Source organism: Solwaraspora sp. WMMD406 (assembly GCF_029626025.1).
In the GTDB taxonomy this organism is placed as follows: domain Bacteria; phylum Actinomycetota; class Actinomycetes; order Mycobacteriales; family Micromonosporaceae; genus Micromonospora_E.
In genome coordinates this window covers 1,043,315-1,059,591 of sequence record NZ_JARUBF010000001.1, presented here as the reverse complement: position 1 = coordinate 1,059,591, position 16,277 = coordinate 1,043,315, and the positions used below count along the sequence as shown (strand labels likewise).

13 protein-coding genes are annotated in these 16,277 nt (G+C 69.5%); 9 read left to right on the top strand and 4 right to left on the bottom strand.

The window, feature by feature from the left end:
• Positions 1-165 precede the first annotated feature (165 nt).
• The 3 genes from rfaE2 to O7632_RS04770 all read left to right on the top strand — a co-directional run bounded on the left by rfaE2 (position 166) and on the right by O7632_RS04770 (position 3,414).
• Positions 166-1,923: a D-glycero-beta-D-manno-heptose 1-phosphate adenylyltransferase gene (gene rfaE2 / locus O7632_RS04780; RefSeq protein WP_278119831.1), complete on the top strand. Its 1,758-nt coding sequence runs from the start codon at positions 166-168 to the stop codon at positions 1,921-1,923.
• Between the two features lie 64 nt (positions 1,924-1,987).
• Complete coding sequence (locus O7632_RS04775) at positions 1,988-2,980, top strand: glycosyltransferase family A protein (RefSeq protein WP_347403557.1); 993 nt, start codon at positions 1,988-1,990, stop codon at positions 2,978-2,980.
• Entirely contained in the window at positions 2,977-3,414 is a 438-nt protein-coding gene (locus tag O7632_RS04770; protein WP_278111754.1) for a DUF2267 domain-containing protein, read from the top strand. Before O7632_RS04775 ends, O7632_RS04770 begins: the two co-directional genes overlap by 4 nt.
• Here the strand turns inward: O7632_RS04770 and O7632_RS04765 are convergent.
• The 3 genes from O7632_RS04765 to O7632_RS04755 all read right to left on the bottom strand — a co-directional run bounded on the left by O7632_RS04765 (position 3,343) and on the right by O7632_RS04755 (position 6,934).
• Positions 3,343-4,596 (bottom strand): glycosyltransferase family 9 protein, encoded by a 1,254-nt coding sequence (locus tag O7632_RS04765; protein WP_278111752.1) that lies wholly within the window; start codon positions 4,594-4,596, stop codon positions 3,343-3,345. The two genes, O7632_RS04770 and O7632_RS04765, sit on opposite strands and share 72 nt — an antisense overlap.
• Positions 4,593-5,201, bottom strand: coding sequence for an Hsp20/alpha crystallin family protein (locus tag O7632_RS04760; RefSeq protein ID WP_278111750.1), 609 nt, complete (start codon positions 5,199-5,201; stop codon positions 4,593-4,595). Before O7632_RS04760 ends, O7632_RS04765 begins: the two co-directional genes overlap by 4 nt.
• 239 nt (positions 5,202-5,440) lie before the next feature.
• Positions 5,441-6,934 carry a fibronectin type III domain-containing protein gene (locus O7632_RS04755; RefSeq protein WP_278111748.1) on the bottom strand — a complete coding sequence of 498 codons (1,494 nt, stop codon included), beginning with the start codon at positions 6,932-6,934 and terminating at the stop codon, positions 5,441-5,443.
• A gap of 461 nt (positions 6,935-7,395) precedes the next feature.
• On the opposite strand from O7632_RS04755, the gene O7632_RS04750 reads away from it, so the two are divergent.
• Positions 7,396-8,409, top strand: coding sequence for a hypothetical protein (locus O7632_RS04750; protein WP_278111747.1), 1,014 nt, complete (start codon positions 7,396-7,398; stop codon positions 8,407-8,409).
• 182 nt (positions 8,410-8,591) lie between these two features.
• Here the strand turns inward: O7632_RS04750 and O7632_RS04745 are convergent, their stop codons facing one another.
• The gene (locus O7632_RS04745; RefSeq protein WP_278111745.1) at positions 8,592-9,131 is read right to left on the bottom strand and encodes an alpha/beta hydrolase; all 540 of its coding nucleotides are present in this window, start codon (positions 9,129-9,131) and stop codon (positions 8,592-8,594) included.
• Between the two features lie 274 nt (positions 9,132-9,405).
• Between O7632_RS04745 and O7632_RS04740 the strand changes: the two genes are divergently transcribed.
• The 5 genes from O7632_RS04740 (at position 9,406) to O7632_RS04720 (ending at position 16,271) form a co-directional block, all read left to right on the top strand.
• Positions 9,406-10,050 (top strand): MBL fold metallo-hydrolase, encoded by a 645-nt coding sequence (locus O7632_RS04740; RefSeq protein WP_278111744.1) that lies wholly within the window; start codon positions 9,406-9,408, stop codon positions 10,048-10,050.
• A 121-nt stretch (positions 10,051-10,171) separates the two neighbouring features.
• Positions 10,172-12,994 carry a BTAD domain-containing putative transcriptional regulator gene (locus O7632_RS04735; protein WP_278111742.1) on the top strand — a complete coding sequence of 941 codons (2,823 nt, stop codon included), beginning with the start codon at positions 10,172-10,174 and terminating at the stop codon, positions 12,992-12,994.
• A gap of 553 nt (positions 12,995-13,547) precedes the next feature.
• Entirely contained in the window at positions 13,548-14,318 is a 771-nt protein-coding gene (locus O7632_RS04730) for a hypothetical protein (RefSeq protein ID WP_278111741.1), read from the top strand.
• Positions 14,315-15,031 (top strand): hypothetical protein, encoded by a 717-nt coding sequence (locus tag O7632_RS04725; protein ID WP_278111739.1) that lies wholly within the window; start codon positions 14,315-14,317, stop codon positions 15,029-15,031. The genes O7632_RS04730 and O7632_RS04725 overlap by 4 nt, the downstream gene beginning before the upstream one ends.
• Positions 15,021-16,271, top strand: coding sequence for an MFS transporter (locus tag O7632_RS04720; protein ID WP_278111737.1), 1,251 nt, complete (start codon positions 15,021-15,023; stop codon positions 16,269-16,271). The genes O7632_RS04725 and O7632_RS04720 overlap by 11 nt, the downstream gene beginning before the upstream one ends.
• The last annotated feature ends 6 nt before the right edge of the window (positions 16,272-16,277 follow it).

Genomic DNA, 16,277 nt, shown 5'->3' with positions numbered 1-16,277 from the left:
GATTTGTTTGCTTGCTACAAGCATTCTAAACAGGTCGGACGGGGATCCGGTCGGGATTACGTGTGATGCGAACCATGCCCGACCGGGCGAGTAGTCACCGGGCCAGTACCCAAAGCGAGGCAGTCTCAACGTTTGACCCGCGCCCGCCGGGGCACCCCGCAGCACATGCGGCAGTCGGTCATCGACAAACGGCACGTCGCCGGACTCATCAACCGGTGGACGGGACAACCCGCCCTCGTCGTCGGCGACGCCATACTCGACGAGTGGCGGTTCGCCACCTCGGCCCGGCTCTGCCGAGAGGCACCCGCCCCGGTGCTGGCCCTCGACCGGCGGCAACTCGCCGCCGGAGGCGCCGCCAACACCGCCGTCAACCTGGCCGCGCTGGGGGCCCGCCCGCTGCTGGTCGCGCCGATCGGCACCGATCCGACCGGCGACCAGATGGCCCGGTGCCTGCACCGCGCCGGCGTACAGGACCGGATGGTCGCCCAGCCCGGCGGCCGCACCCCGGTCAAGCGCCGTCTACTGGCGGCCCAGCAGATCCTGGTACGCGAAGACGAAGGCGGACCGACCGGGCCGGTCGACCCGGAACAGGCGCGGCGGCTCGTGGCCGCGATCGTCACCGCCACCGACGAGATCGAACAGGCCGGCGGTGTTCGAGCACCGGATCGCCGTCCGATGCTGGTCATCTGCGACTACGGCCTGGGCGGGCTGCCGGACCCGGTCCGCGACTGGTTGATCGTGCATCGCGACCGCTACGGCACGGTCGCGCTGGACGCTCATGACCTGCGCAGATGGATCGGACTCCGGCCCACGCTGATCACACCGAGCATCGCCGAGGCGCTCGACGCCGTCGGTGAGCTCGATCCTGGTCCGGTCCGTACTGATCCAGGCCAGGGTGATCCGAGCGACGAAGAACAGTCCGGCGCGGCGGACAGCGGCGGAGCGCGGACCGCCAGCGCCCGGCGGATCATGCCCCTACTCCGTGCCGCCATCGATGCCCGGCTCGTGGCGGTGACCCTCGACGTGGACGGCAGCCTGCTCGGCGACGACAGCGGAACCATCCACCACAGCCGTACCGAGCCGGTCCCGGCCAGCCACGCGGTCGGTGCCGGCGACGCCTACCTGGCCGCGCTCACCCTGGCCGTGGTCGCCGGCGGCGACCTCGCGGTCGCCGCCGACACCGCGCAACTCGCCGCCGCGCTGACCGTCACCGGCACCGGCACCTGCGTGTGCCACCGGGAAACGCTGCTCAGCGCGCTCCCCGACCCGTCCGACGGTATCGGCCAGACCGGCGGTATCGACCAGACCGGCGGCATCGACCAGACCGGCGGCATCGACCAGACCGGCGGCATCGACCAGACCGACCTGGTCGAGCAGGTCCGTCGGCGGCGGGCCGCCGGAGCCCGGGTCGTGTTCACCAACGGCTGCTTCGACGTGCTGCACCGGGGCCACGTCGGCTATCTCGCGGAGGCCGCCGCCCTCGGCGACCTGCTGATCGTCGCGGTCAACTCCGACGACAGCGTACGGCGGCTGAAGGGCCCGGACCGGCCGGTCAACCCGGTCGAGGACCGGGTCGCCGTACTCGCCGCGCTCTCCTGCGTCGACCACGTCGTGGTCTTCGAGGAGAACTCGCCGGCGCGGCTGATCGAGCGGATCCGCCCGGACGTGTACGTCAAAGGCGGCGACTACCCGCCGGACATGGTGCCCGAGGCGCCGCTGGTACGCCGGCTCGGTGGCGAAGTCCGCACCCTCGGGTACGTGGCGGACCGGTCCACCTCGGCGATCATCGACCGGATCCGCTCCGAACTGGCCGGTCCGATTGCCGAGCCGGCGGAGGTGGCCCATCCGGCGGAGGTGGCCCAGCCGGCGGGGGTGGCCCAGCCGGTGCGAACCACCCCGCGTTACGCCCGGCGGAGCATTTGACATCTCCCCTGCTGAAGCAGCGAAATTCGACCCTCACGGGTTGAGGATCCACGGAAGGCATTTGATGAGCCGACCCTTGTCGCCGGGTGACCCGGACGAGTTCCGCCAACACCGTCTGCTCGACGTCCTCATCCCCACCCGCAACCGCCCGGCCGAGCTGGCCACCACCCTGTCCGGGCTGGCCGCGCAGCCGGGACCCGCCGGGTTCGGCGTCGTCGTCAGCGACCAGTCCGACGCCGGACCGGCCTGGGCCGAACCGGCCGCCGCCACCATGGTCCGGGCGCTGCGCCACCATGGTCACCCGGTGCTGCTCACCCGACGGCTGCCCCGGCGCGGTCTGGCCGAACACCGGTCGTACCTGCTCAGCCTCTCCACCGCGCGGCTGGTGCTGCTGCTCGACGACGACGTCTGGCTGGAGCCGGGAACGATCCAGCGGCTGGTTACCGCCCTCGACGAGTTGCGCTGCGGGTTCGTCGGCAACGCCGTACACGGGTTGTCCTATCTAGACGACGTACGGCCGGACGACCAGGCCGCCTACGTCGAGTGGACCGGCCGACCGGTACCGGAGGAGATCCGGCCGGGCACCACACAGTGGCAGCGGGCCCGAGTCCATTCCGCCGCCAACCTGCTGCACGTCACCGACCGACTCGGCCTCGCGGCCGGCGAATGGCGGGCGTACCGCATCTCCTGGATCGGTGGCTGCGTGCTGTTCGACCGGGCCAAGCTGAGCGCCGCCGGCGGATTCGACTTCTGGCCGCGGATGCCGCCGGACCATCAGGGCGAGGATGTCGCCGCCCAGCTGGCGGTGATCCGCCGCTACGGCGGCGCCGGCATCGTGCCCAGCGGCGCCTACCACCTGGAGTCACCGACCACCGTCACCCACCGGCGGGTCGAATGCTGGCAGCTGCTCCTCGACGAGCAGGACGCCGCAGCAGCGACCGACGCCGGAGCGGACGAAGAAGCGACCGACGCCGGAGCGACCGGTTGCGCAGCGGACGACAGCCACCTTGACTGGCGGCTACCACTGCGGCTGCCGCAGAAGGAGATGAGACCGTGACGACGGTATGGCTGCAACGGCAAGCGACCACCTGGCAACTCGACGTCGCGGTGCTGCGTACGGTGGTGGAGCACCTGCCGGCCGGTGAGGCCGCGCTGCTGGTCGACGCACTGCCGCCACTGCTGACCATGGCCGTACGACCGGATCCGGACGCGACCCGCGACCGGACCATCAACCCGGACCCCGACGCCACGACGGATACCTCGACATCGTCGACGCTCGGCGCGACCCGGCTGATCCACGAGGTACGTCGGCGGACCGGCCTGCACGAGTTGGACGCCGAGACGGTGCGCCGCGATGTCGTCGCCACCCTGGAGCGGATCACCGGACTCGTCCCGGCCGGGGTGCTCTACCGGGTGCAGCTACCGCTCGGCGACGACGTACGCGAACTGTTTCCGCAGCCGGTCCGGTTGCGCGCCGTCGGAACCGGTTAGCTCCGCGACCGCCTCCAGCACCTCGGCCACCGGTACGTCGGTGACGAACGACTCCCGGTGCCCGCAACCGGTGCCGCCGCCGCGAGCCGGGAACCCGACCCGACTGCAGTCCAGCCCACACACCGGGCAGTACACGGTGAACGCGGCCAGCGGCCGGTGCCGGCCACGTAGCGGCGGGGCACCGTTGAGCAGGTTGCCGATCCAGTAGATGCCGACCGTCGGGGTCCCGACCGCCGCCGCCAGGTGCAGCGGGCCGGTGTCGTTCGACACCACGGCGGCGCAGCCGGCGAGCAGTCCGGCCAGGCCGCCGAGGCTGAGCTGATCGACCACCGTACGCACCGGTCCCGCCGCCGCCCGGCTGACCTGTTCGACCACGTCCCGTTCCGCGCCGATCCCGGTGACCAGCACCTCGAATCCCTGACTGGTCAACACGTCGGCGACGGCCGCGAACCGGTCGGCCGGCCAGCGTCGCCGGGGATCGCTGGCTCCCGGATGCAGCACCACCCGGGGCCGGTCGGCGGGTCCGAGCACCCGGTCGGCTTCGGCACGGTCGGCGTTGGTGACCGGCACCGACGGCATCACCGTCACCGGATCGGCACCGACCAGCGCCGCGACCTCCAGGTAGCGGAACACTTCGGGCTGGTAGAAGACGTACCGGATCCAGCGGTCCAGCGGTGGCGCGTCGACCGCTCGCAGGCCGGCGGTCACCCGGGCACCGAGCGCCGCGACCAGCGGATTGCTGTTGCGGCCACCGCCGTGCAGTTGCAGCGCCAGGTCGAACTCCTCGCGCCGGGCCGCCGCCAGGAAGCTGGTCATCGCCGAACCACCGTCGTTCCGATCATCGGCTGCGCCAGCTTCGTCGGCCTCGTCGGCCTCGTCGGCTTCCGGGGCCCGGATCCCGTCGGCGGCCGGCACCACCAAGACCCGGTCCACCAAACCCGGTCGGTCGGCGACCGCCCGTCCGGCCAGCCAGCGGGCATGCCAGGGCGCGCCGAGCAGCACCAGCTCCGCCTGCGGGTACGCGGCCCGCAACGCGGTCAGGGCGGGCAGGGCGAAAATGAAGTCGCCGAGGGCGTTGGCACGCAACACCGCGATCCGCCGTACGTCGGGCACCCGGTCTTCACCCGCCTTGCCGGTGCCGTTCTCGGTGCCGTCCTGGGTGTCGAGCCGGTACGGGCTCATCGCGCCGTACTGGCCTGCTGCCGCTGTATGTCGGCCTCGGTGACGTACGGATGGTGCAGCTCCCGGTCGACCGCCGGGTCGATCTCCTCGGCGCCGATCCCGGCCCCGTCGGTCGTGACCTGGGCACGCCGGGCGCTGTCCGGGCGAGCGGCGGCGGAACCCGCCGCCGGCTGGTGGTACTGCGGCCGGCCGACGGTGATCGACCGGCGGCCACCCGGTTCGGCTCGCGGCATGTCGACGGTGAGCAGCCCATGGTCCATGACCGCGTCCATCCGCTGGACGTCCACCCCGCTGGGCAGCCGCAACCGGTATTCGAAGCCCCGCTCGGTCGATCCGGAATCCGGCATCCCGTGATCGGTGTTGACTTCCTGCTCGGATCGGGCCCGGATGCACAGGTCCGCCCCGTCGACCTCGACCGCGACCTCCTCGGGGGCCACGCCGGGCAGCCGGGCGATCACCCGCCAGCCGTCGTCGGTGTCCTCCACCTCGACGTCGGTCTGGCCTCCGTCACCGCCGAAGGTCCGGCTCAGCTCCGACCACAGCGACTGCAGGTTACCGATCGGATCCCAGCCACGGTCCTGCATCTGGTCGCGAGGTTGGCTCATCGGGGCACCTCCCGTACGGTCCGCGCCGGGCGGGACGGTCGACCCACCCGGTCACTTGGGCAGCATCCCGCCGCGTACCCGCAGACCACCTCGGCAAACGCGGCCGATCCGGCCGAGAAACCGCATGGCCGGCATCAGCGACTGGATCTCCTCAACCAGCCGACGATGTCAGCGTTACGGTCGTGCCGGCTCGGCGCTGACGACGGCGCGGCCGGAACCCCTTGAACGTCGGCAATGCCCTACGGCGGTGGGAAGAACATGCCTTGGGCGGTCACTGGCGGACTGGCCGCCGACTCGTTGCCGGCGGCGTCGACAGCGACCACCGTGTACGTGTGCCAGGTCGCCCCGCCCACCCCCAGCGTCAGCTGGGTCCCGTCGGTCGCGCCGACAACGGTCGCGCCCTCGTACACCCGGTAGCCGATGGCAGGCTCGCCTCCGGTGGAGGCGGACCACGTCAGGGTGAGCCGAGCGTCGGTGGGCCAGTTGCCGGGGGCGTTACCGGTCACCTCGAGCGACGCCGGTGCCGCCGGCCGGGCGGTGGGACCGGGTGCGGTGGTGACCGGCACCGGGGCGGAGCGTGGGGTCTCGCCGCAGGACTGGGGGAGGGTCGCGCTGACCCGGTAGACATGCCGGGACGCGGACCGCAGCCCGGAGACGACCGTATCCGGGTAGCGCGAGGTGGCGACAGCCGTCTCACCGTCCCAGACGGTGTACGAGGTGGCGGTGGCGTCGAAGGTCCAGCCGAGCCGCACCGACGACGGGGAGAGCACGGTCGCCGTCAGCCCGACCGGCTGGGGCGGGCTGCTCAGGCAGGTCTCGGTCCCCGCCGACACCGCCGGGCTGTGCGTCGACTCGTTGCCGGCGGAATCGAGCGCGGCGATGGTGAAGCGGTGCCAGGTGGCGTGGAAGAGCCGCTGGACGGTGGCCGTGGTGCCGACGCTGACGGCGACCCGGGTGCCGCCGTCGTAAACCGCGTACCGGTCCGGCGGCGGTCCGGCCGGCGCGGTCCAGGCCAGACTGATCGTGGTGTCGGTGCGGCCGGTGACAGTGAGGCCGGCAGGCGGGGCGGGCCGCGCGGAATCGCCGGCGGCGGTCGTGGCGATGGTCGAGCCGACCGGTTCGGTAGATCCGGGACCGCATTGGTTGAACCGGTGGAGCCCGATCTGGTGATCGGTTGCGGGCGCCAGACCGCCGACCCGGGCGCTGGTCAGGGACGTCCAGCCCAGACTGACGCCGTCGACCCGCAGTTCCAGTTCGCCGCCGAGCGGGTGCCGGGGCCAGGAGAGCGAGACCGCCGACGCGGTGACGGCGGTGACGGTGATCGGCAGGGTCGTGGTCGGCAGGCACTCCGGGTTGACCCCGGAGAGCCAGGAGCGGCCGGTCACCGGGTCGGTCGGCGCCGACTCCCGCCCGTGCCGGTCGACGGCGGTGACGGTGTACGCGTGCGACGAGCCGAAGGGCACGTTCATCATCGTCGACGTGGTGCTGGTGCGGGCGACCACGTCTCCGCCCTCGTACACCCGGAAGGAGTGGACCCGTGGCCCGGTGGGCGGTTGCTGCCAGGTCAGGCTGATCGCGGTGCCGTTGGTGCTGGCCCAGAGCGCGGTCGGGGTCATTGGGCCAGTCGGTCCGCCGTACCGTGCGGCGACGGGGGACGCGCCGAGCGCGGTGACGGCGATGAGTGCGGTGCTGGTCAGCGCGGCGGCGCCGCGCCAGTGAGATGGGGTACGCACGGCTGTCCCTCCACTGACACCAACCAGTTATCGATTTCTATCGATCTCGTCTAGAAAACCGGTGCGTCGACGCCATGTCAAGCGTGGGTGGGCCGCAGTCACCCCCGCAAGGTCCGACGGGTACGCACCGGGCGGCTCGCGAAGGTGCGCGCAGCCGGCACACGTTTGTGCGGCTTTTCGGGGGATTCAAACTACATCGACAAATATCAGGCCCTGACCAGCAGACCTGCTGGTCAGGGCCGCTCACTGAGCCGCCTGACGGAATCGAACCGTCGACCGACGTGTCGGCGGCCAGTGAATACTGGCTCTGGCACGGTCTCGATGATCGTGGGCGGTCGATGGTAGACCATGCTTTGTGCCATAGTGGAGCTTCTCGGCGTCCTGTTCCCGCACCTGTCCGGGCTGCGGGCCAAAGGACCGACGGTGCGGGTGCACGCCGGGGCCAGCCGCGTCGCGGCGAGGTGCCCGGACTGTTCGACGGTGTCACGGCGGGTGCACAGCCGGTACGAGCGACGGCTGCTCGAGCTCCGGTCGCCGGGCGTGAGACCGCACTGCACCTGCGGGTGCGGCGGTTCTTCTGCACCCTGGTCGACTGCGCACGCCGGATCTTCGCCGAGCAGATCGACGGGGTGACCGTGCGCCATGGCCGGTTCAGCCCGTTGGCGCGGCAAGGGATGGAGGCGGTCGCTTTGGCATTGGGCGGGCAGGCCGGCGCCCGACTGACCGACCGGCTCGGGCCCTACGTGGGCCGGATGACGTTGCTGCGGCTTGTCCGCGCCCTGCCCGAGCCACCTGTTCCCGCGCTAACAGTGTTGGGCGTGGATGACTTCGCCTGGCGGCGCGGCCACACCTACGGGACCGCGCTGGTCGACATGGTCAGCCGCCGGGTGATCAAGGTGCTCGATGACCGGTCCGCCGGCATCCTGGCCGCCTGGCTCGACGCGCATCCCGGTGTGGAGGGTGATCTGTCGGGACCGGGCTGGCTGCTACGCCGAAGGCGCCGCCCGCAGCGCACCCGCCGCCGTCCAGGTCGCAGACAGGTGGCACTTGTTGCACAACCTGTCCGATGCGGTGAACAAGGCGGTCGGCCATCACCGCCGCTGCCTGCAGCCGCCGCTCGAACCGCCAGCCCCGGCCGACCCGACACCGGCGACCCAGCCGGCGCCGGAATGGCTAGCCAGCAACGCACCCGGACCCGGCACGCCGACGTCCACGCCCTGCGCGAGCAGGGCGTCGGTGTCTACACGATCGCCCGCAGGCTCGGCCTGGACCCCAAGACCGTGCGCCGCTACGCCGACGCCGCCCCGAGGACCTGCTCGGTCCGAACGGCACCGCCCGGGACAGCATCCTCGACCCGTTCAAGCCCTACCTGCACCAACGCATCGCCGAAGGTGCGGTCGGCACGAACCAACTCTTGGCCGAGATCCGGGATCGCGGCTACAAGGGTGCAGAGCGGACACTGCGCCGCTGGCTGATCAGCGTCCGGGGTCGCGACACGCCAGCGCGCCCGTGCCACCGGCGCCGCCGTCGACCCGGGACATCACCGGCCTGGATCATGCGCCGATGGACAAGCTCACCGACGAACACCAAGCAGAACTCGAGCGTCTGTGCGGTCTCTGCCCTGATCTGGCCGTCATCCGCGACCTGGCCCGCGCGGTCAGGTCAGTTGGGACAGGAACTTTTCCATTTCCGTGCCGACAGCGCCCAGGGCCTCGGTGTAAGCCCGCAGCGGTCCAAGCGGCCGCAAGTCATGGTCGGCGCCTTCGATGGACAGGACCGTCTTGCCCGTCCGCGCCGCAGCGTCAGAAACCCAGGTCCGATCTCGGGTACCTCCGACGAGCAAGGCTGGCGCCGGGTTACGGGCGATCGCCTTGGTCACTGCATCGTCGTACAGAAGTGGCGTCAGCCAGATCGCCGGCAGTTGCCGCTCAGCCGCCAAACCGGCGGCGTATGTTCCGAGCGACTTGCCGATGATCACAGGTCGCATGCCGGGCTCCGCATCGGCGAGCCGGTGCAGTGCCGCCGAGACGTGCACTCTGACGAAAGGCTCAGGCCCGATGTCCAGCAGCCCGTCTGGCACGGTCCACGTGATGGTCTCGATGGTGGCGCCGAGATCGGTGAGCGCTTCGCCTGCGAGGTGGAGCAACGGCGCCTGCGGGCCGTAACCGCGTCCTGGGACGATAATTCCAGCGGTCATCCGGAGACTGTAGCCGTTTTGCGCCGTTAGCAGGCCTGCTGCACCTGTACGCAGGCAATGGTCCGCCTACCTCCCCAGGGCGGTGACGCGCCGCCGCACGTAAAGACATCCGACAAAACTGGATCATGACCACCGCAGGTACTCGCGTCCAGAGCAGGGCGGGCCTTTCGGCAGGCGAGGGTCTGACTGCGGGTGCCGAACCAGGGCACACTGTCATCGATGCAGATCGTTGACCACGGGCGCTCACCTAGATCGGCATCGGTACTCTTAGGACATGACGGGATACTCCGGTGCGGCTCCAGGGTTTCGCGAGCTTTCCGCATTGACCATCAGCAAGATCTCCGTGGGGCCTGGTGACAACAACTGCTACCTGCTGCGCTGTCGATCGACCGGCAAGCAGCTCATGATCGACGCGGCCAACGAGCCGGAAGTTCTGCTCGACTTCTGCGACCGTCGCCTCGACGCAGTCGTAACCACGCACCAACATTGGGATCACTGGGAGCACGCGCTTGCCGCAGTGGTCGATGCCACTGGCGCTACGACCTACACCGGAGAGCCCGACGCACCGGCTATCGCTGTCCCCACAGACGTTCTGCTGCATGACGGCGACGTCATCACCTGCGGCGCGTTCGAGTTGCGGGTGATCCGGCTGACCGGTCACACTCCTGGCGGCGTCGCATTGCTGTTTGACGACCCGGACGGCCATCCCCATCTGTTCACCGGTGACTCGCTGTTCCCCGGCGGGGTGGGAAACACCTTCGGTGATCCCGACGCCTTCACCACCCTGTTCCAGGACGTCGAGGGCAAGATCTTCGACAAGTTGCCGGACGACACCTGGGTTTATCCGGGACACGGTGCAGACACCACGCTCGGCGCTGAGCGGCCGTCGCTCCCCGAATGGCGGTCGCGCGGCTGGTAGACGCTGGAGAGCTTCAAAGGCGGAGGCGACGCGGGGGTAGCCGGCAAGGGAACGAACGGGGACCGTTCGACAGATCCTCCGCGCGGCGGGCGTAGGACTGTATCTGTCGGGGGCGTGGTAGATGAACTTCAAAGTGCTCGGCAACCTGGAGGTATGGGCGTCCGCGCGCCGGCTCCCCGCGCTCCCGCCCCGGCAGGAGCGTTTCCTTGCGCGCTTACTGCTGAGCCCGAACACCCTCGTGTCGATCGGTGCGCTTACCGAGGCACTCTGGGACGGCGAACCGCCCGCCTCCGCAGAACGACAGGTGCAGAACACAGCGTCACAGTTGCGGCAGGCGTGGCTGGGCGCCGGGGTGGCCGCGGCTAAAGAGGTCCTTCGTACCGCCCGGGCCGGCTACTCCCTCGACGTGGACCTGGACCAGATCGACCTGTACCTCTTCCGCGACATGGTCGCCCAAGCCAGCGCGCTCGCCGAGGCCAGTGATCTGCAAACGGCCGTCGCGAGATTACGGCAAGCGCTGGGACTGTGGCGTGCTCCTGCCTTCGCCGGCATCGACAGCCGGGTCATCCAGGGGAACGCGCTGCTCATCAACGAGGAGCGGCCCGCAGCCTGGGAACACTGCATGCGCTTGGAGCTGCAGGCCGGCCTACACGGTCGGGTGGTGACGGAGCTTGCCGCGCTCGTCGCCGAGTTCCCGTTCCGCGAGCAGCTCACCGGGCTGTTCATGGCAGCGCTGTACCGCACAGGCCGGCAGACGGACGCGCTGCATGCCTACCAGAAAGTGCGCACCCTGCTGAATGACGAGCTGGGCATCGACCCTGGCCCAGAGCTGCAGGAACTACACAGACGCATTCTGCAGAACGACCCGGCCTTGTTGGGCCCCGCGGCGTACGAGACGGTGGCGGCCGTTCCGCCGCCGGTCCTCTCCGCCGCCATGCCGCCGGTACCGAGGCAGATTCCTCCACCAGACGGCTCCTTCACAGGCCGGCACGACGCGCTGACACTGCTCGAGCAGCACTGCGGGCAGGCGCAGGTGCTCGTGGTGGCCGGCGCGGCGGGCATGGGCAAGACTTCACTCGTCGCGCGGTGGGCCCACCAGGCCCAGGAGCGCTTCCCGGACGGTCACATATTCCTCGACCTCCGCGGGCACAGCACGGATGCCAGCCGATCGCCGGGCGGCGTGCTCGCGCACATCCTGGAGAGCCTGAACCTGCCGCCGCAGAAGATACCCGCCACGCTGGAGAGACGGATCGCCCTGTACCGCTCGGCCATCGCCGACAAGAAGGCACTCATCGTCCTCGACAACGCTGGCACCATCGATCAGGTGTTGCCGGCCGTCCCGCCCGGCGGCGGCTCGCAACTGGTCGTGACCAGCCGTAACAACATGGCGGCACTGCACACCCATTTGGCCGTCAAGGGCCTCGCGTTGGAAGGACTGAGCCGCGAAGAGAGCCGGTCGGTTCTCCTCGGCGCCACCGAGCCGGCGTCGGCGGCCGCCGTTCGGGCATTGGAACGCCTGCTCGATCTGTGCGGTGGGATGCCGCTGGCCTTGCGGATCCTCGCCGCGCGGTTGGTGGCGGAGACGTCCCTGACGGTCGAGGGCCTGGCTGCCGATCTCTCCCGGGGAGGTGCGTCGCTCGACGGGTTCGCGATCGACGGCGACGCGCGCAGTGTCCGCTCAGTGCTGGCGAACGCCTACGCGACCCTGTCAGCCGACGACGCCCGGCTCTTTCGCCTGCTCGCGGTCCACCCCGGCCGGCGGATGCGGCCGGAGCTGGTAGCGGCGCTCGCGGCGCTCCCGCTGTCTGTCGTGCAGCGAAGCCTCGACAACATGATCGCGCTGCACCTGGTCACCGAGACCGGCAATCGTTACCTGACTATGCATGACCTGGTCCGGTCCTTCGCCGCGGAGTGTCTCGAGGCGCGCGCCGGCGATGACCGGCCGGACCAGGCTGTAGATCGTCTCTTGGGCTGGTACCTGTCCGTGGCTGCTATGGCCAACGGCACGCTGCGGCCAGACCGTGACGCCTTCGCCGACTCGACCGCGCGGGTGGAGACGTTCATCGAGCCGTTCGCCGAGGACGTCGACGCCATCAGCTTCCTCGAGGAGGAGAGCGAGAACCTGGCGCCGATCACCACTGTCGCGGTCCGCCACGACATCGACCGGGCGGTAGAGCTGATCTACCACCTGCACAGCTACTTCGTGCGGTCAGGCTTCTCAACCGCCGACGTGGACGCTTGGATGCGGTGTGGGGCCGACGCCCACCGAATCGACCGGCCGCTCGTGCGCGCCCACCTCTACCATGCCCTTGGCGGCGCGCTCGCCGTCACTCATGACCTCGACGCCGCGGCCGGGCACCTGCGTCTGGCCACCGAGTTCTACGAGCGGGAAGGACACCCGGGCGGCGCGGCCGGCTCCCTGCTCGGCCTCGGCTTCGTCTACGAGACACAAGGTCGATACCGCGACGCGCTGACCGAGTACGAGCGGGCACTGCAACTTGCCCAGGCTGCGCAGAACACGACTCTCGTCGTGCACTCCCTCAACAACTCCGCCGACGCGCTGGTCGCCCTAGACGACATCGACGCCGGGCTCGAGCGATTGAAGACCGGGCGCGAGCTTGCTGGGCAAGGCGGCCTGCGGCACCACGAGGCCGCGATTCTGAGCAGCATCGGCGCGCTGTTCGTTCGCAAGCGCGCCTATGCCGAAGCGTTGGAGTACCTGCATGAGGGACTCGCCCTGATGCGGCGATCCGGCTTCCGTACCGCCGAGGCGGACACCCTAGTCCGTATTGGTCATGCGGTCCTGGGCTCCGGCAACCGCACCGACGCTGTCGCGTGGTTCCGGCAGGCGCAGAAGGTCTACCGCCAGAACAACGACGCCACAGGCGAGGCAGACATGGCGCGACTGATCGGCGACCTGGCCGACAGCCCTCAGACGGCGTGAATCTCGCACCTGGGCGACTCCGACGCAGTTGCTGCCTCCTGGATAAACGTTGTTTCCCCAGCTCAACGGCGGTGGATGAAAGTTGGATGACGGTGCGATGCAAGCTCCGTGGAAGCTGATCGCAGCCGGAGCGAAGGGATCAGTACGCAGGGTACGGGGGTCGTGATCCGCTCATCACCGGCGCAACTGAAGGGAGAGCCAGCATGGAGCAGGTCGCGGAGATCATCGAGGTCATCGAGACCCTCGAAGAGACCGACGAGGGCTTGGACGCCCTGGCGTCCGTGCAGGCCGGAGAGACCTGGGTCTGACCGGTCAGACCCGGGAACGCGCACGCCACGACGATAACGGGAAGGAGGAACCCACAATGGAGCAGGTTGCGGAGATCATCGAGGTCATCGAGACCCTCGAGGAGACCGAGGACGGGCTGGACGCCCTGGCGTCCGTGCAGGCGGGCGAGACCTGGGCCTGATCGGTAACCGATCAGGTTCCTACCTTGGCGCCCGGCCCTTCACAGGGCCGGGCGCCCCTCTGCCGTCAAGGGAGCGCTCAAACAATGGTCGCTGACCACTACCTCGCCGAGGCCGCCAAGCTACGCGCAGCGGCCGAACAGGCTGCAGTCAAATATGGTCCCTCGTCGCAGGCGGTCGTCTTCCTCAAGTACGAGGAACTAATCCGGCTGTGGCACGCGCACGCGCACACCGGCCCCACTCCCCCACTGTGCGACCGCCTGGCCCGGGCTGCGGAAGACATCCGCGCCGCCTACGCGCGGGAACTGACCGTTCGCCATGACCATCCCACCCGGGTGGTGAACCGAGAGCCACGGGTCATCGAGTTCGACCGCGCCGTGTTCGAAGACCGCTATGCCGTCGCAGCCCGCACCGCAGTCGAGCAGACCTGGCGAGTCCGCTCCGCCGAGGTTCCGGACGGCTTCGCCAGCGGCGCACCGCACATGTTCGTGATCGACGACCGAGGAGAGCTGCTCATCTGGCGACGCAAGTTCAGCTTCCGTGAACTCATCTTCGGTCGAGCGAAGTCGCAGGTCGAGGGTGTTCCCGTGGCCCACCCCATGCTGGTGCCCGACCGGCTGCGCGTTCGCACAGCCGGCGAGATCGTGCTGATCGGAGGTCCACGGGTGCATGCGGTGGTGGCGAACACCAAGTCCGGCCACTTCCGGCCACCACCGTCGACGGGCGCCGTAGTGCGGGAGACATGTGCCCAATTGTTCGCGATCACGACTGACCGGGTCGACGTCTTCACCGTAGGTGGACTCTCCGACCAGGAATACGCCGGCTCGACTCATCGACTCGCAGGAGTGAGCTCATGACGGCACCGGAGCGCATCCTGCAAATCCCGCGGGTCGGTGTAGAGCACGAATACCGGTGGGTGATGCCCGCGACGTCGCTGGCCGACGCCGCCTCGCGCGACGAACTGCGTCACCGACTGATCCAGTTCTCCGGGCTGCGGCTGGCGGACCAGACAACGATCCTGCAGCACACCCTGTGCCTCGACGACGCGCAGTGGTCGCTGTCGGCAGCCAACTGCTCCCTCACCGCGCTGGTGAACCGGGGCCAAGGCCCCTCCTGGCTGGTGGCGAAGGAAACCATCCAATGGGTCGACGGTCGCCGCGACGTGCTGGAGATGACCGAGTACGTAGCGGACATGAGGACCCTGTCCAGCGCCGACGTGCTCGCCGGACGGCCGGGGCAGCACCTGTCGCGAAGGGTCCACACCCTCAGTGACATCCGAGTGTTCGGATACCTAGCCCAGCGGCGCACCAAGGCCGCTCTGCTCACCGATCAGCTGACGACGCTCGCCCTCAGCTGCGATGCCGTCGAACTGCGGGACGCCACATCAAAGCTCGTGAACACCTTCGCGGTCGTGGAAGTCGAGGTGAACCAGGCGAGCCGCATCGACCTGGACGTGCTGGACGGCGTGGCCGACAAGTTCTCTGCTCACTTCGGTCGTCCGCCCGCGCAGACGACGAAGCCGCAGCTCGCCGCTGCCAGCCTCGGATGGAGCGGGTCACGTGACAACTGACAGCCCCCCAGTCACTACCGAAGCCCCCGCGCACACGCCCGGACCATGGCAGGCATGGCGCCTCCTGCTGCTCGCGAACGCATGCTCCCTGATCGGCAACTACGTCCAAAACCTCGCCCTTCCGCTGTGGGTGCTGGCAGTGACCGGGTCATACACAGCAGCCGGCATCACCTTCGCCGTCGGCACCCTGCCGGTGGTCGTCTGTGCGCCCCTCGCCGGCCGGATCGTCGACCGGTTCAACCGGCGGCTGGTCTTCATCACCTGCGAGTTGCTCTGCGCGCTTCTGGTATTGGTCCTCATCTGGGCGGTACGCGCCGAGAACCTCACCGTCGTCTACATCGTCGTGGCGCTCCTCAAGGCGGTGGGCAGCGCATCCATTCCCGCCGTGCAAGCAATGCTCAAGGAGCGGTTGGCCGGCGACGACGTCCGACCGGTGATCGCCTTGTTCGAGGTCGTCTTCGGCGCGACCATGAGCCTCGGCCCGCTGATCGGCGCCGCGCTCTCCGCCGGGGTCGGCATCGGAGCAGCGTTGTGGGTCAACCTCGCCTCGTTCGTCGTGGCGGGACTCCTGGCGACCTTGCTGCGTCCGTCACCGACCGAGACCGCGCGTCGCACGGCGGCGCCCACGGGTGACCGGCCGGCGACACGGCTGGAGCCCGTGCGATGGAGGGCTATCGACCCGAAACTACGCCGGGTCGCGCTCGCCGAGGCGGCGTACTTCCTATTCCTCGGCTCGGAGGTAGTCATCGCCCTGGCGGTGTTCGAGCAATCGGTCGGCATCGCGGCGGCCGCCGTGTACCAGACGTTGGCCGGCATCGGCTGGATCGCCGCCTCCTCGTTGATCGTGCGTCGATCCACACGCCAACCACTCGTACTGTGGGCGGGGGCGGCGGTGTCCGCCGTGGCAGCCGCCGCACTCGTCCTCAGCGGCCAATCCTGGAGCTGGGCCGCGGTTGTCGTGGTGGGCCTTCTCGGCGGCGCCGGCAACGTGATGATCGCCGGCGCAGCGACCGTGGTCTACCAGTCATTGACGTCCAACGACGTCATCGGCCGTGTCTTCGCGTTCCGCCGCGCGGTGCTGAACCTCCTGATGACCGTGTCATACGTGGCCATCCCCTTCGTCGGAGACCTAACCGCCCGCCCTGCTCTGATCCTGCTCGTCGCCGGAGCCGCGAACCTGGTGATCACCACGTTACTGTTGCTGCCCCGGCACAGCCCCAGCCCCGAACGGCAGCGATGACTAGCT

Coding starts and splice junctions, on each gene's coding strand:
- O7632_RS04725 (WP_278111739.1), top strand. CDS start 14,315: ATGACGGCACCGGAGCGCATCCTGCAAATCCCGCGGGTCGGTGTAGAG.
- O7632_RS04740 (WP_278111744.1), top strand. CDS start 9,406: ATGACGGGATACTCCGGTGCGGCTCCAGGGTTTCGCGAGCTTTCCGCA.
- O7632_RS04735 (WP_278111742.1), top strand. CDS start 10,172: ATGAACTTCAAAGTGCTCGGCAACCTGGAGGTATGGGCGTCCGCGCGC.
- O7632_RS04775 (WP_347403557.1), top strand. CDS start 1,988: ATGAGCCGACCCTTGTCGCCGGGTGACCCGGACGAGTTCCGCCAACAC.
- O7632_RS04730 (WP_278111741.1), top strand. CDS start 13,548: ATGGTCGCTGACCACTACCTCGCCGAGGCCGCCAAGCTACGCGCAGCG.
- O7632_RS04765 (WP_278111752.1), bottom strand. CDS start 4,596: ATGAGCCCGTACCGGCTCGACACCCAGGACGGCACCGAGAACGGCACC.
- O7632_RS04745 (WP_278111745.1), bottom strand. CDS start 9,131: ATGACCGCTGGAATTATCGTCCCAGGACGCGGTTACGGCCCGCAGGCG.
- rfaE2 (WP_278119831.1), top strand. CDS start 166: ATGCGGCAGTCGGTCATCGACAAACGGCACGTCGCCGGACTCATCAAC.
- O7632_RS04760 (WP_278111750.1), bottom strand. CDS start 5,201: ATGAGCCAACCTCGCGACCAGATGCAGGACCGTGGCTGGGATCCGATC.